The following is a 19,889-nucleotide window of genomic DNA, read 5'->3' on the forward strand; positions in this document are numbered from 1 at the left end:
CCCGCGCCCGCGCCCGCGCCCGTGCTCGTGGTCGCCGCCGCGCCCGTGCTCGTGGTCGCCGCCGCACCCGCGCTCGTGGTCGCCGCCGCGCCGCCGCGAGAGGGCTGCGACGCCTCGGGCGCTCCGCCGCTACTCGCCGAGCGTCGTGTGCAGGAAGGCGGACACCTTCTCCCGCATGGCTGCGTCGAGGATGCCGATCGAGTGCAGCGTGCCCGGCACCGTGACCAGCTTGTGGGCGACGCCCTTCCGCTCGAGGGCCGCCGCATAGCCCGTGGCCTGCGTCAGTGGAATGTACTCGTCGGTCGACGAGCCGAGGAACACGGGCGGATCGCTGCGATCGAGCGTGCTGGCCGGCGATGCGGCCGTGGCCTTGGCGCAGTCGCGCAGGGAGAGGCAGCCGAGGTAGTCGCGCACGATGTTCTGCAGCCCGGCCGGGGCCCGGCCCGTGACGAGCGCCTGGTGGCTGAGGTCGAGTGGCGCGGAGAGTTCGGCGACCGCGGCCACCCGGGCACCCTCGGTCAGCGACCCGGAACCGCGGGTGCCGAGCAGGGCGGCGAGGTTGCCTCCGGCCGAGCCGCCGAACACACCGATCCGGTCGGGATCGATGCCGTAGGTCTGGGCGTTCACAGGGTCGCGGGCCCACTCCACGGCCAGGGCGACGTCGTCGAGCGCGGCGGGGAACACTGCATCCGGAACCATTCGATAGTTCACCGAGTAGGCGACGAATCCCTCGGAGGCGAGCCAGGCGCACACCATTCGCCAGTCGCTGTTCCCCTTGTCGCCGCGGGCCCAGCTGCCGCCGTGGATGGAGATGACGGCCGGGCGCAGCGCCGCCGCCGCTTCCTCCGGTGACACCGTCGCCGCCGGCACCGTCTCGAGGGTCGTTTCCTCCGCGGGGGCGATCGCCGGCGAGCACACGTCGAGGGTGAGAACGGCGCCGTCCGCCTGGGTGCCGTATTCGACATCCTCGGCGACCGTGATGCCCTCCGGTCGCTCGAACGTTCGGATGCCGACGATCTGGGTCGTGACGAGCTCGCTGCGCTGGTCGCCGGGTTCGTCGGGCGCCACGGAATACAGCTGCGGGCGGAACCCGCCGAGGAGGGCCGTCGCGGCAATGGCGATGCCGACTGCGCCGGCAATCGTCAGAAAACGGATGCGACGCGAGCCGAATCGGGGATGGCCTGGGCCGGTGTTCACGTGTGCTCCGAGCTGCGGGGAAGTGCTTCGAGAGTAATTCGTCTCTCGCGCCGCACCGAATCCCGTTCGGCGGCGTCGGTCTGTGCCTCGATCAGCGTGTCGGCGTCGTGTCCGGGGCGGGCTCGCCGTCACTTTCGGCCTCGGCCGCGGCTGCCGGCAGGATATGCGGCCGGAGGGCCGTCAGGATGCGGGTGACGTCCATCGCGACCGTCGCCGCGACTCCTAGCGACGTCACCGGGGCCGTGCTTCTCCGCTCGTCCAATTCGGTCATCAGATCCTGAAGGGCGGCCTCCGCCGCGGCGAAAGCAACCTGGACGGTGTCATCCGGATCCCAGTCCCGCAGCACCGTGGCCACGGCGTGCAGTGTGCGGCCGAGCGCCGGCCGCAACTCGGGGCGCAGTTCGAGCTGGACCGGCTGACCCCAAACGGCTGCGGCAAGCACCTCCGTCAGGTCGCGCACATGGAAGGTCACGTTCTCGAGGGCCGACAGTTCCTCGTAGTCCGAGCGGAGGTCCCGCCGATGCACCCGCGCGCGCGGGTTGCCCTTGCGGCTGTCGTCGGCGTGGCTGACCGCGTTGCGCACCGCGCGGCCGACCGCCACGAGCTCCTGGCTGCGGGAGGCCCAGCCGTCCTCTTCGGGCGGCCAACTGTCGGCCAGGGCATCGGCGACCTCAGAGAGCTGGTCGGCCAGAGTGGCCCGAAAGCGGGTCAGTTGTTGGCCGACGGCCTCGAACGCCAGCGGCGGGAAGAAGACCAGGTTCACGGCGAGGCCGACCAAAATCCCCAGCGTCATCTGCACCAGATACCCGATGGAATATCCGTCCGCATTCGGCCCGCCGACGATCAGCACGAACAGGGCGGTGACCGGGATGTACTCGCGACTTGCGCCGAACCAGCCGGTGGCCGCGATCGCGGCACCGACGCCGACCGCGAGCGAGATGGTGAGCACGTTCGGCTCGCTCAGAACGATGACCGCGCCCGCGAGCACGATCCCGACGGTGAGGCCGCCCAGGGTCTGCAGGGAGTTCCGCACCGAACTCATCAGTGTCGGGTACATGCTCACCAGCGCGCCCAGCGGAGCGTAGTAGGGGTAGTCGTCCGCCACACCGGGCAGCAACGGCGCGATCGACCAGGCGATGGCGACGGCGATGGCGGCCTTGAGTGCCTGCACGATTCTCGGGCTGGTCGCGGTCACACCCAGCCAGGACGCCGTCTTCCGGGCGCGGCGCACGCTCACCTGGGCCGACGTGCGGGCGGCCTCCCGATCCCGCGTCATCGCACCGCTCCCGGGATCGCCTTGGCGAAGCAGACGCTGAAGGCCTCGCCCAGGTACTGACCGAACAGGGGAACCTCCCGGTACCCCGCGCCCCGATAGAAGGAGAGCGCGGCATGACTCTCCGGCCCGGTCTCCAGCACGATTTCACGGATGCCGCGGGCCGCCGCATCCGTCTCGATCCCCGCGAGCAGGCGGCCGGCAACGCCGCGCCCCCGGTGGACCGGGTGCACGAACATGCGCTTCAGCTCCGCCGTGCTTGTGGAGCCGTCGCCGGTGTCGGCCCCGCCTACCAGTGCGGCGATCCCCAGAGCGCGATCCGTCGCATCCCGCGCCACGTACACGGCCACGCCCGGCTGCTCGAGTTCGGCGACGCTCAGCAGAAAGTTGCTTTCGGGCGGGTACAGCGACTGGGCGTACTCGCCGCTCAGGCGCAGCAGCTCGGTGATCTCCGGCTGCCGCGGGGACTCGATGGTGATGGTCGTCGGCATGACAATAGAGTAAGCGGTGAAGATGGCCAGGCGCTTTTCGGCATCGACATTCCGGCATCGATCAGGTAACGTAGGCAAGTCGGCTCTTGACACCGTGTGTTTTTTTGTGTGCGCGGATGGGTTTGTAAGTCAGGATGGGCCGGTTTCCCAGTAATCCGCTGGGGAAAAATCACTGTATGTGAACGGCCCCGGCCATAGACTGCCCGGGTTCTCAGGTTGCGTCGCGTGTGCGGCGTTGTTCTGCCATGTACCCAATACAACCCAGGAACATTTTCCATGCCTAAGAACTTCGATCCCAAGTACTCCGCCAAGGGCGGACCGTCCAAGGGTGGCAGCAAGAGCCCCGGACACCGCGGCCACAATGCCGCCGAGGGTGCACCCAAGAAGGCCCGTTGGAACGCCGGAGAGCGTGCCGACCGTGCCGCCGGCCGCCCGACCGGCAATGACCGTCCGGCCTACGGCAACGGCCGCCCCGCCGGCAACGACCGTCCGGCCTACGGCCAGCGCTCCGAGCGCCCCGCCTACGGCGACCGCCCGAACCGCGACCGACCGTCCACCGGCGGTGCCCCGCGCGGAGACCGTCCCTCGTATAACAGCGACCGTCCTCGCAACGACCGTCCGTCCTACGGCAACGACCGCCCGTCCTACGGCGACCGTGCTCCGCGCACGGACCGTCCGTCGTATAACAGCGACCGTCCCCGTACCGATCGTCCCGCGTACAACAACGACCGCCCGTCCTATGGCGACCGTGCTCCGCGCACGGACCGTCCGGCGTACAACAGCGACCGTCCACGTACGGAACGTCCGTCGTACAACAGCGACCGTCCCCGTACCGATCGTCCCGCGTACAACAACGACCGCCCGTCCTATGGCGACCGTGCTCCCCGCACCGACCGTCCGGCGTACAACAACGACCGTCCACGTACGGAACGTCCGTCGTACAACAGCGACCGTCCCCGCACGGATCGTCCCGCCTACAACAACGACCGCCCGTCCTACGGCGACCGTGCTCCCCGTACCGATCGTCCGGCGTACAACAACGACCGCCCGGCCCGCACCGAACGTCCGTCCTATGGCGACCGTCCGGCCCGCACCGACCGCCCGGCCTACAACAACGACCGCCCGTCCTACGGCGACCGTTCCGCCCGCCCCGAGCGTGGCGGCTACGACCGCTCCGAGCGCTCCAACTCCGACCGTCCGGCGCGACCGACCCGCTCGGCGTCCGACGGCGGCCACTCCAGCAACTTCTACCCCGACCGCGACACCAAGGCGCACTTCGCCGCCGGTGACGACGTCGTGCTCGAGCGCCTCGAAGCCATCGCAACGACGGCTGCCGAAGTCGTCGGTGTGAGCTTCGGCGACTTAGGGCTCGGCGAGAACATCGTGCGCGAGCTCGCCACCCTCGGTGCCGCGACGCCGTTCCCGATCCAGGCCGCGACCATCCCGGACGTGCTCGCCGGGCGCGACGTGCTCGGCCGTGGCAAGACCGGTTCCGGCAAGACCATCGCCTTCGGTGCTCCCCTCGTGGAGAAGCTGCTGGAGAACAACGGCGCCAAGGACCGCAAGATGGCCCGCAAGCCGCGCGCGCTCATCCTGGCCCCGACCCGTGAGCTGGCCCTGCAGATCGACCGCACCATCCAGCCCATCGCCCGCAGCGTCGGCCTCTTCACCACCCAGATCTACGGCGGGGTTCCGCAGTACCGCCAGGTCAGCGCCCTCCAGCGCGGCGTGGACATCATCATCGGCACCGCCGGTCGCATCGAGGACCTGATCGAGCAGGGTCGTCTCGACCTCAGCGAGGTCGTCGTCACCGTCCTCGACGAGGCCGACTACATGTGCGACCTGGGCTTCCTCGAGCCGGTTCAGCGCATCCTGCGCCAGACCAAGAAGGGCGGCCAGAAGCTGCTTTTCTCGGCCACCCTCGACAAGGGCGTTGCCTCGCTGGTCAAGGAATTCCTGATCAACCCGGCCGTGCACGAGGTTGCCGGCGAAGATCAGGCCTCCTCCACGATCGACCACCGCGTGCTCGTGATCGAGCACCGCGACAAGAGCGCCATCATCGGCCAGCTCGTCGACCGCCAGGGCAAGACGCTGATCTTCTCGCGCACCCGTGCCTACGCAGAGCAGCTCGCCGAGCAGCTCGAAGATGCCGGCGTGAAGGCCACGAGCCTGCACGGCGACCTGAACCAGGCCCGCCGCACCCGCAACCTGCAGATGCTGACCAGCGGTCGCGTCAACGTGCTGGTGGCAACGGATGTCGCGGCTCGCGGTATCCACGTGGACGACATCGACCTGGTCATCCAGGCCGACGCTCCCGACGAGTACAAGACCTACCTGCACCGTTCCGGTCGCACCGGCCGCGCCGGCAAGTCCGGTACCGTCGTCACGCTCATCCCGAAGCAGCGTCGCCGCCGCATGGACGACCTGCTCGAGCGTGCCGAGATCGAAGCATCGTTCACGAACGCGGCCCCCGGCGACACGTCGGTCAGCGACCTCGCGGGACTCTAACCCTCCGCATTCGCCGTAGCCGCACCAGCAGAAGGGGCACCCACCATCACGGTGGGTGCCCCTTCGGTATCCGGTCCCGGCGTCGAACCACTTCGTCGAACCACTTCGTCGAACCACTTCGACGGAGATTCTCGTCTGAGAGCGCTCTTTCGGAGTGTTTCCGGCCGATGCAGGCAAAATCTCCGTCGAATTCGTTCGGGACGGGGTGGCTGGAGCTTTTCGGACCTCCCGCTCGGCTCAAGCGGTGGGGGCCACCGGTGCCGCGCCGTCGTGCGACCGTGGTACGAACGGCGGCCGGTCGGGCGCGTCGATGATCAGGTTCGTGATGCGCGCGGTACACAGCCGGCGGCCTTGGTCGTCTCTGATCACGATCTCGTGGCAGGCGATCGTGCGCCCGAGCCGGATGGCCGTGGCTACCCCGGTCACGATCCCCGACCGGGCCGCGAGGTGGTGCGTCGCATTGATGTCGAGCCCCACCGCGCTGCGCCCCGGGCCCGCGTGGATCACGGCCGCCCACGAGCCGAGCGCCTCGGCGAAGGCGACGGATGCCCCGCCGTGCAGCAGGCCGAACGACTGCCGGTTGCCCTCCACCGGCATCGTCGCGACGACCCGCTCGGCGGACTCCTCGACGATGGTCACGCCCATCTTCTCGTCCAATTCGCCGAGCGTGATCTTCCAGTTCCCGTTCACGTTTCTCCCTAATCTTCTACCGGTGGTCGAGCCTGTCGAGGCCGGTCGAGACCGTCGACCCCGGCGCAACCCGCAGCCCGTCGAGCGCCACCGCGAGCACGTCGCTGGCCAGCTGCCCGGCGTCTTCCGGGCCCTCCGGCCGGTACCACTCCACGATCGAGTTGACCATGCCGAACAGCAGCCGGGTCACGATCCGCGGGTCGATGTCGCCGCGCAGGGAGCCCTCGTCGCGGGCCTCCACCACGAGGGCGGACACGGACCGGTCGAAGGCGCGACGGCGCGCGAGCGCGGCGCGCTCGACATCCGTGTTGCCGCGCACCCGCAGCAGCAGCGTCACGTAGGGCAGCCGGGAGGTGAGCACCTGCACGGCGCCGCGCAGCACCGCAGCGAGCCGGTCGATGGCCGGGCCGACCTGGGCGCTCTGCTCGAGCAAGACCCCTTCGAGCCCGTCGAGAGCCTCGTCGAGAGCCTGGTCCAGGAGTTCCTCCTTCGAGGTGAAGTGGTGGTAGATCGCCGATTTCGACAGGCCGAGGCGGGTCGCGAGCACGCCCATCGAGGTGGCGTCGTAGCCGAACTCGTTGAAGGCGGCGACTGCCACCTCGAGAATGGCGTGCTGGTCGTACCCGGGGCGGCCGCGCTTGATGAGGGCTGGTTCAGACATAATGAAAAATTCTCTCACGGGGCGGTGCACCGGAAGGTGCCCCCGGCAGGCAGGGGCCAGGGTCGTGCGGCCGGCTCAGCGCAGGTCGTAGACACGCTTGTGCTTGCCCGTGCTGCGCTCGAGCGTGCCGGGCTCGACGATCAGCACGTTGACGCTGGACCCGATCAGGTCCTTGATCTTGTGGATCAGCAGCGCCGAGGCGATGTCGGAGGCGACGTCGGTGGCGTGCTCGTGTCGTTCGATCCGCACGGTCAGTTCGTCCATCCGGTTCGGCCGGGTCAGCTCGATCACGAAGTGCGGGGAGAGGCTCGGGATGCTGAGCACGATCTCCTCGATCTGGGTCGGGAACAGGTTGACGCCGCGCAGGATGATCATGTCGTCGTTGCGACCGGTGATCTTCTCCATCCGGCGCATGCCGGGGCGCGCCGAGCCGGGCAGCAAACGGGTGAGGTCGCGGGTTCGGTAACGGATGACCGGGAACGCCTCCTTGGTCAGCGACGTGAACACGAGCTCGCCCTGGGTGCCGTCAGGCAACACCAGGCCACTGTCGCCGTCGATGATCTCGGGCAGGAAGTTGTCCTCCCACAGATGCGGTCCGTCCTTCGTCTCGATGCACTCGTTGCCCACACCCGGGCCCATCACCTCGCTGAGACCATAGATGTCCAGGGCGTCGAAGTCGAGGCGGGCTTCCAGCTCGAGCCGCATCTGGTTGGTCCACGGCTCCGCACCGAGCACGCCGGCCTTGAGGCTGGACGAGCGCGGGTCCATGCCCGCCGCGACCATCGCATCCGTGATCGTCAGAAGGTAGCTGGGCGTGGCCATGATGACGTCCGGCTCGAAGTCCTGGATCATCTTGACCTGCTTGTTGGTCTGGCCGCCGGACATCGGGATTGCCGTGGCTCCGAGCGCCTCGATGCCGGCGTGCGCGCCGAGGCCGCCGGTGAAGAGGCCGTAGCCGTAGGCGTTGTGCACGCGCATGCCGGGCCGTACGCCGGAGGCGCGGAGGCTGCGGGCCACCAGGCCCGCCCACATCTTGAGGTCGTTCTGCGTATAGCCGACGACGGTCGGCAGCCCGGTGGTCCCGGAGGAGGTGTGGATGCGCGCGACCTGATCCATCGGCACCGCGAACATGCCGAACGGGTAGGAGACCCGCAGGTCGTCCTTGGTCGTGAACGGCAGCAGGGCGACATCGTCCAGGGTGCGGATGTCGTCCGGGTGCACGCCGGCCTCGTCGAACTTGCGGGTATAGAGAGGTACGTTCTGGTACGCGAGCCGTACGGTCTTCTGTAGCCGGGTCAGTTGCAGCGCCTGCAGTTCGTCACGGGACATCCGCTCTTCGGGATCGAGTTCATCCTGGGCGGGGGCGTGCAAGCGGGTCTTGGTCATCGTTGACATGAGGCCTCCTGGTTGAATGCGGGTTTAAAGTTGGGGTGCGACGGAGCCGGGAACGGGAAAGTTGGTGGTGCGGCTTCGCCCGCGGAACTCGGCGATCGGCACGTTGTGCTCGTTGGTGACGCGCACGTCGTAGAGGCCGGAGCGACCGCTCTTCGTGCGCAGCACGGCGGTCGCGGTGAGGGTCTGACCGGCCGCGGTCGGCTTCAAGAAGGTGATGTCGGCGCCCGACGCGAGCGTGACGTGGTGGTCGTCGTTGCAGGCGATCGCGAACGCCGTGTCGGCCAGGGCGAAGACAATCCCGCCGTGCGTCACATCGAAGCCGTTCATCATGTCGTCCCGCAGAAGCATGGAGACGACCGCGCGGCCGGGCTCCGAGGCGTGCACGACCATGCCGAGTGCGGCCGATGCCCGGTCGTTCTCCATCATGGCACCACTGGAGGGTGGTGAAACTTCCGTCATGTGGTTCTCCTCATTGAGTTCCGCGGGCCACAACGCATGGTTGTGGGGGTCGTAGGGAAACCATATACTAACTGAACGATCGGTTGGTAAGAGTTCGCCAAACCCAGGAGTCAACGATGACAATCCCGCCAGTTCCCTACGCTATCGACCCGGATAACGCCGCCACGGTGTCTGCCGAGGAGCAGCAGTTCAACGACCTGATTGCCGCCGATTCGCGAATCGAACCGCGCGATTGGATGCCGGACGGCTACCGCAAGACCCTCATCCGCCAAATCTCCCAGCACGCGCACTCCGAGATCATCGGGATGCAGCCGGAGGGCAACTGGATCACCCGGGCGCCCAGCCTGAAGCGCAAGGCGATCCTGCTGGCCAAGGTGCAGGACGAGGCCGGACACGGGCTCTACCTCTACTCTGCCGCGCAGACGCTCGGCATCAGCCGTGACCTGATGACGGAGCAGCTCATCGCCGGCAAGGCCCGCTACTCCTCGATCTTCAACTACCCGAGCCCGACGTGGGCCGACATGGGCGCCATCGGCTGGCTCGTTGACGGCGCGGCGATCTGCAACCAGGTTCCGCTCTGCCGCGCGTCCTACGGCCCGTACGGCCGTGCCATGGTGCGCATCTGCAAGGAGGAGTCCTTCCACCAGCGTCAGGGCTTCGAGATCCTGCTCGAGCTGATGAACGGCACACCCGCCCAGCGCGAGATGGCCCAGGACTCGGTCAACCGCTGGTACTGGCCGGCCTTGCAGATGTTCGGTCCGCCCGACGACGACTCGCCCAACTCGGCGCAGTCGATGGCCTGGAACATCAAGAGGTTCTCCAACGACGACCTGCGTCAGCGGTTCGTCGGAATGCTCGTGCCGCAGGCCGAGGTGCTCGGCGTGACGCTGCCGGACCCGGACCTGCGCTGGAACGAAGAAAAGGGTGCGTACGACATGGGCGAAATCGACTGGACCGAATTCCACGAAGTACTCGCCGGTCGCGGACCGGCGAACGCGAGACGCCTCCAGCGCCGCCGCGACGCGCACGACGAGGGTCAGTGGGTGCGCGAGGCCGCTGCCGCGTACGCCGCAAAGCAGGCCGTGAAGGCGGTCGCATAGTGAGCGCTCCCGGTGCATCCGAAAAGGAGATCTGGCCTCTCTGGGAGGTATTCGTGCGCTCCAGCCGCGGAATCAGCCACACTCACGTGGGCTCCCTGCACGCCCCCGACGCCACCCTCGCGGTGCGCAACGCGCGTGACCTCTATACCCGCCGCAATGAGGGCGTCTCGATCTGGGTCGTGCCGGCCGACGCGATTACCACGAGCGATCCGGATGCGAAGGGTGCCTTCTTCGAATCGCCCGCCGGCAAGAACTACCGCCACGCGAGCTACTACACGAAGAGCGAAGGGGTGAAGCACCTGTGAGCGACACCATCGAGCAGGACGCCCACGGCCACGTCGACACGATCCAGCTCTCCGCGGAACTGGTCGAAGCGGCATCCGTCGCCTCTCACGACGTGGCGGAATACGCGCTCTGGCTCGGCGACGACTCGCTCGTGCTGGCCCAGAACCTGGGCTGGTGGATCTCCCGGGCACCGGAGCTCGAAGAGGACATCGCCCTCGGCAACATCGCCCTCGACCTGATCGGGCACGCCCGTTCCCTGCTGCACTACGCCGGGGCAGAATCCGGCCGCACCGAGGATGACCTGGCCTACTGGCGGGACGAACCCCAGTGGCGCTCCGCGCACCTGTTCGAACAGCCCAACGGCGACTTCGCGCACACGATCGCCCGCCAGTTCATCGCCGCGCACTACTTATTCGAGCTCTACAGCGCCCTGATGCAGTCGACGGATGCGACGCTCGCCGCGATCGCGGCGAAGGCCGTCAAGGAGGTCGACTACCACCGCGACCACTCCATCCAATGGGTGCTGCGCCTCGCGCTGGGCACCGAGGAGTCCCGCCGGCGGATGATCACGGGTCTCTCCGACCTGTGGCCGTTCGTTGAGGAACTCTTCGTCGACGAGCCGCTGATCGACCGGCTCGAGGGCGCCGCCGTGCGGCCGTCCTCCCTCCGGGGCGCCGTGGAGGCCGCCATGTTCCCCGTGCTCGCCGAAGCCGAGCTCGATGTTCCCCGCGGCTTCATTTCCTCGGGAGGCGGCCGCCGCGGTGACCACTCCGAGAACCTCGGGCCGATGCTCGCCGAGCTGCAGGTGCTGGCTCGGGCGCATCCCGGCGCGAAATGGTGATCATGGCGGCGCTCGCCCGGCCGCGTCCGAGCGACGCGGCCTCCCGGCAAGCCTGGGATATCGCCGCCGAGGTCTGCGACCCTGAGGTCCCCGTGCTCACGATCGAAGACCTGGGTGTGCTCCGCTCGGTCGCCGTCACGGCCGACGGAACCCACGTCATCCTCACGCCGACGTACAGCGGATGCCCCGCGATGGAGGCCATGCGCGACGACGTCACGTCGGCCCTCATCGGCGCCGGCTATGAGAACGTCACGGTCGAACTGGTGCTCGCCCCGGCCTGGACCACTGACTGGATGAGCGAGGAGGGCAAGGCGAAGCTGGTCAGTTACGGCATCGCCGCCCCGACCGGTCACTCCGGTGTGCGCCCGACCGGCACCGTGCGGCTCCAGCTCGCGGTCAAGTGCCCGCGCTGCTCCTCACTGAATACGCGGGAACTCGCCCGCTTCGGTTCGACGTCGTGCAAGGCGCTCTACGAGTGCCGGGACTGCCTCGAACCGTTCGACTACTTCAAGGTGTTGTAACCATGGCCGCACTCAATCTGGGCAGTACCGATTCCGCCGTTCTCGACCCCGCCGCCGATCTCTCCGACGACCTCGCTGCAACGCCCACGAAACGTCGCGCCCGGTTCCACACGCTCACCGTCGGCGACGTGCGTCAGCTCACCCAGGACAGCGTCGAGGTGACCTTCCTGGTTCCCGAGGAACTGCAGGGGGAGTTCGACTACGACCCTGGGCAGCACCTGGCACTGCGCGCCACGATCGACGGCCGGGAGCTACGCCGCAGCTACTCGATCTGTCGTCCGCACGCGCTCGGTTCGGTCAGCGTCGCGATCAAGCGCGACCTCGGCGGCGTCTTCTCCAGCTGGGCGAACACCGAACTCCGGGCCGGGGACCGCCTCGACGTGATGAGCCCGCAGGGCACGTTCACCACCGCGCTGGAGACCCTGGACGACAAGCACATCGTCGGCATCGCCGCCGGCAGCGGCATCACGCCGCTGATGTCGCTCGCGCACACCGTGCTCGAACGCTCGGAGACCTCTCGCTTCACGCTCGTCTACACGAACCGCACCGCGCTCGACGTGATGTTCCTCGACGAGCTCGCCGACCTGAAGGACCGGTACCCGGCCCGGCTGGCACTGCACCACGTGCTCTCGCGCCAGTCCCGCTCCTCCGCCCTGCTCTCCGGCCGGATCGACGAGGAGAAGCTGCGCCTGATGCTGGCCAGCATCATCCGTCCCGCCGCCGTCGACGAGTGGTTCCTCTGCGGGCCGTTCGAGCTGGTGCAGCTGTGCCGCGACACGCTGGAGAGCGTGGACGTCGAGCCCGGCCACATCCGGTTCGAGCTGTTCACGACGGGGGAGCCGGCGCACGCCGCCGGCGACACCGGGCGGCCCGTCATCGTCGGGATCGGGGACAAGACCTTCGAGATCGAGTTCACCCTCGACGGCGAGAGTGCCACGGTAACCACGCCGGTCAACGCGAAGGAGAGCATCCTGAACGCCGCCCTGCGTGTGCGTCCGGACGTTCCGTTCGCCTGCGCCGGGGGAGTGTGCGGCACCTGCCGCGCCAAGCTCGTCAGCGGCGACGTCACGATGACCGAGAACTACGCCCTCGAGCCGGATGAACTGGCCCGCGGCTACGTGCTCACCTGTCAGTCGCACCCCACGACCGACCGGGTCGTCGTCGACTACGACGTGTAGCGCCAGCCACCCAGGTACGGCGCGCAAGCGCAGAAAGCGGTTTCCGTGATCGAGCTGACCATCCGGGACGACGTGGCCCACGTCGTCCTCAACGCCCCCGACAAGCTGAACGCGCTCGACGCGGCGGCGCTGTCCGAACTCGAGGCCGCGTACGAGACCGCGGAGGCGGCCGGCGTGCGCGCCCTCGTGCTTCGCGGCGAGGGCCGCGCGTTCTGCGCGGGTCGCGACATCTCCGGCGTCGACCCGCGAGATGACGATGTGATGGGTTTCCTGGGGGGACTCGTCACACCGTTGCTGCAGCGCATGAGCGCCTTCCCGGCGCCCACCTTCGCCGCCGCGACCGGGGCCTGCCTGGGGGTGGGCCTCGGCCTGCTGATCGCCACGGATGTCGTTTACGTCGCCGACACCGCGAAGATCGGGTCCCCATTCGCGAACCTCGGCGCCACGCTCGATTCCGGCGGCCATGCCCTGTTCGTCGACCGGCTCGGCGCGCACCGCGCCCTCGACCTGATCTACTCCGGCCGGCTGATGTCGGGCGCGGAGGCCGTGGCCGCCGGCCTGTTCAGCCAGGTCTTCCCGGCCGACGAGGTGATGGATGCCACGGTGCGGGCCGCCGAGCGGGCCGCACGCGGCGCGACGCAGGCCTTCCTCGCCAGCAAGGAGCTCGTGCGCGCCCTCCGGGACGACCGCCTCGGCCTCTGGCAGAGCGTCGCCGCCGAAAACCTGGCCCAGGCGGCCCTCTGCGACAGCGATGACTACCGTGAGGGCTTCGCCGCCTTCCAGCAGAAGCGCAAACCCGCCTTCTCAGGCCGCGGCTGACCCGTCCCGTCCCGTCCCGTCCCGTCCCGTCCCGTCCCGTCCCGTCCCGTCCCGTCCCGTCCCGTCCCGTCCCGTCCCGTCCCGTCCCGTCCCGTCCCGTCCCGTCCCGTCNCGTCCCGTCCCGTCCCGTCCCGTCCCGTCCCGTCCCGTCCCTTCTCCGCACCGGCGTGTGTTGTGGCTAACTCAGGAGATCCGCCCGGCCGGGCCGGACATCCGCACCGGTTCCGCACTGGTCTGCGGTGGCCGGGTGACATCGGCAACGGATGTCCTGAGTTGGCCACGCGCGCGGGCTCGGCCAGGGCTGGCCCACGGAGGACGCGGGAGAACCCAAATCGCCGTCAAATTCGCTCGGGAAGCGAAAGCCATCGTTTGCTGGCAGCGACGGATCGGATCCCGCGCGGGTGCTGCGCCGCTGCGCTGGTGGCACGCCACGCGCGGAACGGCGCAGCACCCGCGCGCCGCCCCGGTGCGGGAACGGATGCCGCGCGCAAGCCGAAAGGAGGGGCGCGCACCCAGGTGCGCGCCCCTCCTTCGCGTGCGTTGCCGCCGAGCCGCGCCCCGTTACACCGTCGCGCCACCCAGGTAGGCGTTGTGCACCTCGGGGAGCTCCACCAGTTCGGCGGGTGTTCCCGTGAGCGCCACCCGTCCGCGGTGCATGACCACAGCCCGGTGCGCGATCTTGAACGAGGCGCGCACATTCTGCTCCACGAGGAGCACCGCCAGCTGCTTCTCGACGCAGAGCCGGGACAGCACATCCATGATCTCGGCGACCACCTTCGGTGCCAGCCCGATGGACGGCTCGTCCAGCATGATCGCCGTCGGGTTGGCCATCAGGCCGCGCCCGATGGCCACCATCTGCTGCTCGCCGCCCGAGAGGGTTCCGGCCGCCTGCCCCATCCGGGTGCGCAGCCGGGGGAACAGCTCGAGGATCGAGTCGACGTCGCCGTGGCCCTTCTTCGTCCAGGCGCCCAGCATCAGGTTGTCCCGCACCGAGAGGGTCGGGAAGCACAGCCGGTTCTCGGGCACATGGGTCAGGCCGAAGCCGGCCATCTTCTCCGCGGGCTTCCCGGTGATCGTGCGGCCCTCGAGGGTCACGCTGCCCCCGGTGGGCCGGATGAGGCCGCTGATGGTCCGCAGCAGAGTCGTCTTCCCGGCCCCGTTCGAGCCCACCACGGCGACGATCTCCCCGCGCGCCACCTCGAAGCTGACCTCGTGCAGCACCGCGAGCTTGCCATAGCCGGCGTCGAGGCCGGAAACGATCAGCGTCATGCGTGCTCCTCTAACTCGTTCAGTTCTGCTTCGGCCTCGTCGAGGTCCGTGCCCAGGTAGGCAACCACCACGGCCGGGTCATTGCGCACCGACTCCGGGTCTCCGTGTGCGATCAGCACGCCGTCGTCGAGCACCGCGACGTGGTCGGCGAGGCTCATCACCTGCGCCACATCGTGCTCGACGAGCACGATCGTGAGCCCGGCCGTCCGGAGCCGCCGCAGCAGTTCGGCCATCACCTCGCGCTCCGTGCCGGACAGGCCGGCCATCGGCTCGTCGAGGAGCAGCAGGGCCGGCTCGGCGGCCAGGGCGCGGCAGACCTCCATGATTCGCTGCTTGCCGAACGACAGGTCCGAGGCCGAGTCGTCCGCGGCATCCGTGAGTCTCATCGACTGCAGGATTTCGTAGGACGCGGCGCGGTGGGCGCTCTGCTCAGCCGACTGCAGTCCCAGCATTCCGCGGAGGACGCCCGCACTTCCCTTGCGGTACCGGCCCATGTACACGTTGCCGACGACATCCGTCGAGGTGAAGACCTGCAGGTTCTGGAACGTGCGGGTCAGCCCGTGCTTGGCGGCGACGTGCGGCTTGCGGCCGGAGATGACCTGGCCGAGGAACGTGACCGTGCCCTCGCTCGGAATCAACGCTCCGGAGATCATGTTGAAGCAGGTCGTCTTCCCGGCGCCGTTGGGCCCGATCAGACCCAGGATACTGCCGGCCGGCACGGTGAGACTCACGTCGTTGACGGCGACGACACCGCCATACCGCTTGGTCAGACCCTCGAGGACGAGGATCGGCTCACCGGCCGCGACCGGGGTGCTGACGGCTGGGAGCTGCGGGATCGTCGTGTCGTCCTCCGCGGCGTGCGCGTGCGCATGGGCATCGCCGGGCGGGCGTTTCCCGGCGAACGGCAGCTTCTGCCACAGCGAGGTCGCCGCCTGGTGGAGGCCGCCGGGCAGCAGCAGGATCACCAGGATCAGGACGATGCCGTAACCGAGCAACTGCACCTCGCCGGTGGCTCCGGGGAAGACGGCCGGGATGATGTCCCGCATGCCCTCGCCGAGGAACTGCACCAGGAAGGCCCCCGCGACGGCACCCCAGACCGATCCGAGACCCCCGATGACGACCATCAGCAGGATCGAGACCGACAGGTGGAATTCGGCGGTCGCCGGGCTCACGATCGCGACCTGGTAGGCGTAGAAAACGCCGCCGAGTCCCGCGAATCCGGCGGAGAGCACAAAGACCTTCAACCGCAGCGCATAGGTGTTGACACCCAGGCTCTCGGCGGCGAGTTCGGAATCGTTGACCGCCGAGAGGGCGCGGCCCGCGCGGCTGTGCGTGAGGTTCAGGGCCAGGATCAGCCCGATCACCACGAACGGCGTCACGAACCAGAGGAAGAAGCCGCTGTTGTCGATCGGGATTCCGAGGACAGTGGGCCTCGAGATACCGTAGATGCCCGTGGTGCGTCCGGTGACGTCCCATTCGCGCACGCCGATCATCACGATGAAGCCGAGCCCCAGCGTCGCCAGCGCGAGGTAGTGACCACGCAGGCGCATGAGTGGAAGGCCCACGAGCAGGGCGACCAGCATCGCGGCGAGCACCCCGACGGTGGCCGCGACCGGGCCGGGCAGGTCGAGCTTGGTGAGCAGGATCGCGTGGGTATACGCCCCGATCGCGAAGAACGCGGCCTGCCCGAGGCTGACCTGTCCGGCTAGGCCCATCAGTAGATTGAGTCCGATGGCCGGCAGGGCGAAGATCATGGCGAAGACGACGATGTTCATGACCGAGGAACTGGCCGTGAACGGGACCACGATCATCAGGGCGACGAGCACGCCGCAGCCGATCAGTGTGCCCTTGTTGTTCGCCCAGAAACGCGCGCGGGGGGAGAGCGTCCCGACGAAGGTTGGTGTGGTTGCATGTGTCATTTCGCTACACCCTGACCGCTGTGGGCTTGAGAACGAGGCCCTGGGGACGGACGACGAGCACAAGGATGAGGATGAGGAAGGCGGCGCCGTCCCTCAGACCGGACGAGACGTACCCGGCCACGTAGGCCTCGATCACGCCGAGCAGGAGCGCCCCGACGATCGCGGCGCGGAAGGAGACGAATCCGCCGAGGACGGCGGCGACGAAACCCTTGAGGCCGAGCAGCACGCCGCCCGACCAGAGCGAGAGGTAGATCGGGGAGGCCACCACGCCGGCGACACCCCCGACGAAACCCGCGATTGCGAAAGCCAGCACCGAGGCGGTGACCGGGGAGATCCCCACAATGCGTGCCGCGACGGGCTGCTCCGCACAGGCCCGCAGCGCCTTGCCCCAGCGCGACTTCTCGTAGAAGAGCACGATTCCGCCGCCGACCACGACGAGGGCGCCGATCATCCAGAATTCCTGAGAACGGATGCTCACCCCGCCGATCAGGAGGTTGGTTCCCGGGAAGAGCGGCACCCCTTTGGCTTCGGGCCCCCAGGCCAGCAGCATGATCGCCTGCAGCAGCGTCGAGACGCCGAGGGTCAGGATGATGGAGATGAGCGGGGTCAGCTTCTTCACTCGTGCGATGATCAGTCGTTCCATCGCGATGGCCACGAGGGTCACCGAGAGGATCGCGACCAGGATCGCGAGGAGGAGCGGCATGCCGGCGGCGGCGAGCCAGGCGCTCCCCAGCCCGGCCAGCATCGCGAATTCGCCCTGGGCAATGTTGATGACGTGGCGGACCGTGTAGACGGCGATCAGGCCGACGGCGAGCAGGGCGTACACAGATCCCTGTGAGAGCCCTGCCACCGTCAATTGCAGGAAATCAGTGAGCACGATCAGTCCTTGATGAGGTTCCAGCGACCATCCTCGGCCTCAGCCAGGATGAGGGCGGAGGCGTCGAGTCCGGAATGGTTCTTCGCGGTCATCTGGAAGACTCCGGAGATCCCGGTCCACTCGGCACTCTCGAGTTCGTCGCGCAGGGCATCCGCGTCGGTTCCGGCGGCCTCGATCGCGTTGACGGCGATGTGCCAGGCGTCGAACGCGTGGCCCGCGAAACCGGACGGCTGCTCGCCGTAGGCCGCGCTGTAGTCCGCCTGGAACTTCTCGATGACCTCGCGCTGCGAGTTGTCGGCTTCCAACTGGTCAGCGACGAGCAGGCGGCCCATCGGAGCGACGACGCCGTTGGCGGCGTCACCGGCGGCGTCGAAGAATGCCTGGTTCGAGATGCCGTGCGAGTGGTAGACCGGCTTGTTCACGCTGAGCTGCGCGTACGCCTTCTGAGCCAGGCCGGCCGAGGGGTTGATGCCCCAGATGATGACGGCGTCGGAGTCCGAACCGCGCACGTTGGTCATCTGCGGGGTGAAGTCGGTCGCGCTCGGCTCGAACGCCTCCGTCATCGTGAGGGTGATGCCGCGCTCGGCGCCGAGGTCCGTGATGTACTCCGCGACCCCTTCGCCGAAGCCGCTCGCGTCGCGCACGAGAGCCACCTTGGTGTAGCCCTTGGCCTCGGCGTCGTCGAGGATGCGCTCGAGCACGACCACGTCGTTCTGCGCGGTCTTGAAGACCCACTCCGAGCCCTCGACGATGGCCACGTTGGCCGCGACGGAGATCATCGGGATCTTCGCGGCTTCCGCGATGGGGCGCATGGCCAGGCTGGGACCGGTGCGCGAGGCGCCGATGATGATGTCGACCTTGTCGCTCTCGATCAGCTTGCTGGTTGCCTTGGCGGCACCGTCCTCGGTCGACTGGTTGTCGATGATGGTGAGCTCGACATCGCGGCCGCCGATGCCGCCGTCGTCGTTGAGCTGCTTGGCCAGCATGGTGAGCGTGTTCTGCTCCGGCACGCCGAGGCTGGCGCCGACGCCGGTGACGTCGAGAACCGCGCCGATCTTGATCGGGCCGGCCTCCGCGGCAGGGTCGGCCTCGGCCGTTCCCCCCAGGTTCGAGGTGCTGCATCCGGTCAGCGCAAGGGCTGTGATGACGGCGATGGGCGCGATGAAGCGCATACGAGACTTCTTCATTGGAATCTCCTTCAGAGGAACAGATAATTAGTGACCGACCAGTCGTTCACTAATTCAGGTGTGGGCCTGACAGTACCGTGGCACCGCTCCGCGCGGCAAGACCCTCTTTGCGGCCTTACATAACGAGTGGGTGACGGTGTCGGCGGTGAACGGATGCATGCCGGCGGCCGGTTCGTCAGGCCAGCGCGAGCATCCCGGCCGCGGCGAGGGCGAGTGCGAGGCCCAGCCACTGCACGGGCGCGATCCGCTCCCGGAGCACAACGGCGGCGAGCAAAATCGTCCCGGCCGGGTACATCGCCGTGAGCACGCTCATCACGCTGAGGTCGCCGGCGCGCATGCCGAGCAGTAGCAGCACGTTCGCCACGACGTCGATCACTCCGCAGGCCACGGCCAGCCGCAGCCCGATGGCCAGCGTCGAGCGGGGGTGCGGCGCGCCATCCGTCGAAGAGACTGGAAGGCTCGCCGCAGCCGGTCCCGCTGCCGCCCGGGCCTGCGCCGCCCGGACCGGCACCAGCGCCCGGCGCCGCTGAAGCGCGACCAGGGCGAGCAGCCCGACCACGGCGAACATGATCGACGCATTCACCGCCCGGTTCAGCACCAGCGGCACAAGTCCGCTGTCCGCCGGGGTCAGGTCGATCATCACCATGAAGGCGCCGATCATCGTGCCGGAGCCGAGGGCCATCAGAACGCCGAGCAGGCTCGGGCGCACGGCGCCGCGTTCGGGCACGAAGCCCACGAGCACCACCGCCACGAGGGCGAGGCCGAGGGCCCAGTAGCCGATCGGGGCGAGTCGGTCGCCGCCGGCGAGTCCCACCGTCATCGGCACGACCGCCGACACCACGGCCGTGAGCGGGGAGAGGATGCTCATCGGCCCGATCGCGAGGCAGGCGTAGAGCAGCGAGATCGCGATCGCGCCGCTGATCCCCGACAGCGCTCCCCACAGCACGGCCGAAGGCGACCAGGCACCCGCCACGAACGGGAGGGCGAGAAGCAGTGCCACGAGCCCGGATGCCGCGGCGACGGCCGTCACGAGCAGGGAACTCATGCGCTTGGCGGCGAGTCCGCCGAGGAAGTCGGCACTGCCGAAGATGAGTGCGCCGGTGAGGCCGAGGACCGCGGTAAGCATAGGAAATGAGCTTAGCGAGTGCGCCAGCCCACCCCCCGCCTTCCCGACTCCCCGCCTGCTCATTCCCCTCTCGCCCGCTTTCGCGAACGGATG

At 68.6% G+C, this 19,889-nt stretch carries 19 protein-coding genes; 7 read left to right on the plus strand and 12 right to left on the minus strand.

Annotated elements, in window-relative coordinates; translation table 11 throughout:
- Positions 1-129 precede the first annotated feature (129 nt).
- From E3T28_RS08785 to E3T28_RS08795, 3 genes are all read right to left on the minus strand, one after another.
- Positions 130-1,197, minus strand: a complete 1,068-nt coding sequence (locus E3T28_RS08785) for an alpha/beta hydrolase (protein ID WP_166786970.1) — start codon at positions 1,195-1,197, stop codon at positions 130-132.
- Between the two features lie 91 nt (positions 1,198-1,288).
- Entirely contained in the window at positions 1,289-2,473 is a 1,185-nt protein-coding gene (locus tag E3T28_RS08790; RefSeq protein ID WP_134429856.1) for an FUSC family protein, read from the minus strand.
- Positions 2,470-2,961, minus strand: a complete 492-nt coding sequence (locus E3T28_RS08795) for a GNAT family N-acetyltransferase (RefSeq protein ID WP_134429858.1) — start codon at positions 2,959-2,961, stop codon at positions 2,470-2,472. The genes E3T28_RS08790 and E3T28_RS08795 overlap by 4 nt, the downstream gene beginning before the upstream one ends.
- A 276-nt stretch (positions 2,962-3,237) precedes the next feature.
- On the opposite strand from E3T28_RS08795, the gene E3T28_RS08800 reads away from it, so the two are divergent.
- Positions 3,238-5,469 (plus strand): DEAD/DEAH box helicase, encoded by a 2,232-nt coding sequence (locus E3T28_RS08800; RefSeq protein WP_134429860.1) that lies wholly within the window; start codon positions 3,238-3,240, stop codon positions 5,467-5,469.
- 237 nt (positions 5,470-5,706) lie between these two features.
- Here E3T28_RS08800 and E3T28_RS08805 read toward each other — a convergent pair whose 3' ends face one another.
- From E3T28_RS08805 to paaI, 4 genes are all read right to left on the minus strand, one after another.
- Positions 5,707-6,114, minus strand: coding sequence for a hotdog fold thioesterase (locus tag E3T28_RS08805; RefSeq protein WP_134429923.1), 408 nt, complete (start codon positions 6,112-6,114; stop codon positions 5,707-5,709).
- Between the two features lie 61 nt (positions 6,115-6,175).
- On the minus strand, positions 6,176-6,820 hold the full coding sequence (locus tag E3T28_RS08810) for a TetR/AcrR family transcriptional regulator (protein WP_134429862.1): 645 nt from the start codon (positions 6,818-6,820) through the stop codon (positions 6,176-6,178).
- 75 nt (positions 6,821-6,895) lie between these two features.
- On the minus strand, positions 6,896-8,206 hold the full coding sequence (gene paaK, locus E3T28_RS08815) for a phenylacetate--CoA ligase PaaK (protein ID WP_134429926.1): 1,311 nt from the start codon (positions 8,204-8,206) through the stop codon (positions 6,896-6,898).
- A 33-nt stretch (positions 8,207-8,239) separates the two neighbouring features.
- Entirely contained in the window at positions 8,240-8,674 is a 435-nt protein-coding gene (gene paaI, locus E3T28_RS08820; RefSeq protein ID WP_134429864.1) for a hydroxyphenylacetyl-CoA thioesterase PaaI, read from the minus strand.
- A gap of 116 nt (positions 8,675-8,790) precedes the next feature.
- Here paaI and paaA point away from each other — a divergent pair, with 116 nt between their 5' ends.
- From paaA to E3T28_RS08850, 6 genes are read left to right on the plus strand one after another with little or no spacing between them, the layout of a single operon-like run.
- Positions 8,791-9,774: a 1,2-phenylacetyl-CoA epoxidase subunit PaaA gene (paaA, locus tag E3T28_RS08825; protein WP_134429866.1), complete on the plus strand. Its 984-nt coding sequence runs from the start codon at positions 8,791-8,793 to the stop codon at positions 9,772-9,774.
- Positions 9,774-10,079 (plus strand): 1,2-phenylacetyl-CoA epoxidase subunit PaaB, encoded by a 306-nt coding sequence (paaB, locus tag E3T28_RS08830; protein ID WP_104102564.1) that lies wholly within the window; start codon positions 9,774-9,776, stop codon positions 10,077-10,079. The genes paaA and paaB overlap by 1 nt, the downstream gene beginning before the upstream one ends.
- Positions 10,076-10,900: a 1,2-phenylacetyl-CoA epoxidase subunit PaaC gene (paaC, locus tag E3T28_RS08835; RefSeq protein WP_134429868.1), complete on the plus strand. Its 825-nt coding sequence runs from the start codon at positions 10,076-10,078 to the stop codon at positions 10,898-10,900. Before paaB ends, paaC begins: the two co-directional genes overlap by 4 nt.
- 2 nt (positions 10,901-10,902) lie before the next feature.
- Positions 10,903-11,421 carry a 1,2-phenylacetyl-CoA epoxidase subunit PaaD gene (gene paaD, locus E3T28_RS08840; protein ID WP_134429929.1) on the plus strand — a complete coding sequence of 173 codons (519 nt, stop codon included), beginning with the start codon at positions 10,903-10,905 and terminating at the stop codon, positions 11,419-11,421.
- Positions 11,422-11,423: 2 nt separating this feature from the next.
- Positions 11,424-12,599 carry a 1,2-phenylacetyl-CoA epoxidase subunit PaaE gene (paaE, locus tag E3T28_RS08845; protein ID WP_134429869.1) on the plus strand — a complete coding sequence of 392 codons (1,176 nt, stop codon included), beginning with the start codon at positions 11,424-11,426 and terminating at the stop codon, positions 12,597-12,599.
- Between the two features lie 45 nt (positions 12,600-12,644).
- Positions 12,645-13,418 carry an enoyl-CoA hydratase/isomerase family protein gene (locus E3T28_RS08850; protein WP_134429871.1) on the plus strand — a complete coding sequence of 258 codons (774 nt, stop codon included), beginning with the start codon at positions 12,645-12,647 and terminating at the stop codon, positions 13,416-13,418.
- Between the two features lie 561 nt (positions 13,419-13,979).
- Here the strand turns inward: E3T28_RS08850 and E3T28_RS08855 are convergent.
- From E3T28_RS08855 to E3T28_RS08875, 5 genes are all read right to left on the minus strand, one after another.
- A complete protein-coding gene (locus tag E3T28_RS08855; RefSeq protein WP_134429873.1) occupies positions 13,980-14,687 on the minus strand; it encodes an ABC transporter ATP-binding protein in 708 nt (235 codons plus the stop codon).
- A complete protein-coding gene (locus E3T28_RS08860; protein WP_134429875.1) occupies positions 14,684-16,606 on the minus strand; it encodes a branched-chain amino acid ABC transporter ATP-binding protein/permease in 1,923 nt (640 codons plus the stop codon). Before E3T28_RS08860 ends, E3T28_RS08855 begins: the two co-directional genes overlap by 4 nt.
- 4 nt (positions 16,607-16,610) lie before the next feature.
- Complete coding sequence (locus E3T28_RS08865) at positions 16,611-17,483, minus strand: branched-chain amino acid ABC transporter permease (RefSeq protein WP_166786971.1); 873 nt, start codon at positions 17,481-17,483, stop codon at positions 16,611-16,613.
- 2 nt (positions 17,484-17,485) lie between these two features.
- On the minus strand, positions 17,486-18,670 hold the full coding sequence (locus tag E3T28_RS08870) for an ABC transporter substrate-binding protein (RefSeq protein ID WP_134429879.1): 1,185 nt from the start codon (positions 18,668-18,670) through the stop codon (positions 17,486-17,488).
- 175 nt (positions 18,671-18,845) lie between these two features.
- Positions 18,846-19,796: an EamA family transporter gene (locus E3T28_RS08875; protein WP_134429881.1), complete on the minus strand. Its 951-nt coding sequence runs from the start codon at positions 19,794-19,796 to the stop codon at positions 18,846-18,848.
- Positions 19,797-19,889: the final 93 nt, after the last annotated feature.

This window comes from Cryobacterium sinapicolor, assembly GCF_004403465.1.
Taxonomy (GTDB): Bacteria; Actinomycetota; Actinomycetes; order Actinomycetales; family Microbacteriaceae; genus Cryobacterium; species Cryobacterium sinapicolor.

Coding starts and splice junctions, on each gene's coding strand:
- E3T28_RS08790 (WP_134429856.1), bottom strand. CDS start 2,473: ATGACGCGGGATCGGGAGGCCGCCCGCACGTCGGCCCAGGTGAGCGTG.
- E3T28_RS08795 (WP_134429858.1), bottom strand. CDS start 2,961: ATGCCGACGACCATCACCATCGAGTCCCCGCGGCAGCCGGAGATCACC.
- E3T28_RS08800 (WP_134429860.1), top strand. CDS start 3,238: ATGCCTAAGAACTTCGATCCCAAGTACTCCGCCAAGGGCGGACCGTCC.
- E3T28_RS08805 (WP_134429923.1), bottom strand. CDS start 6,114: ATGGGCGTGACCATCGTCGAGGAGTCCGCCGAGCGGGTCGTCGCGACG.
- E3T28_RS08810 (WP_134429862.1), bottom strand. CDS start 6,820: ATGTCTGAACCAGCCCTCATCAAGCGCGGCCGCCCCGGGTACGACCAG.
- paaK (WP_134429926.1), bottom strand. CDS start 8,206: ATGACCAAGACCCGCTTGCACGCCCCCGCCCAGGATGAACTCGATCCC.
- paaI (WP_134429864.1), bottom strand. CDS start 8,674: ATGACGGAAGTTTCACCACCCTCCAGTGGTGCCATGATGGAGAACGAC.
- paaA (WP_134429866.1), top strand. CDS start 8,791: ATGACAATCCCGCCAGTTCCCTACGCTATCGACCCGGATAACGCCGCC.
- paaD (WP_134429929.1), top strand. CDS start 10,903: ATGGCGGCGCTCGCCCGGCCGCGTCCGAGCGACGCGGCCTCCCGGCAA.
- paaE (WP_134429869.1), top strand. CDS start 11,424: ATGGCCGCACTCAATCTGGGCAGTACCGATTCCGCCGTTCTCGACCCC.
- E3T28_RS08855 (WP_134429873.1), bottom strand. CDS start 14,687: ATGACGCTGATCGTTTCCGGCCTCGACGCCGGCTATGGCAAGCTCGCG.
- E3T28_RS08860 (WP_134429875.1), bottom strand. CDS start 16,606: ATGACACATGCAACCACACCAACCTTCGTCGGGACGCTCTCCCCCCGC.
- E3T28_RS08870 (WP_134429879.1), bottom strand. CDS start 18,670: ATGAAGAAGTCTCGTATGCGCTTCATCGCGCCCATCGCCGTCATCACA.
- E3T28_RS08875 (WP_134429881.1), bottom strand. CDS start 19,796: ATGCTTACCGCGGTCCTCGGCCTCACCGGCGCACTCATCTTCGGCAGT.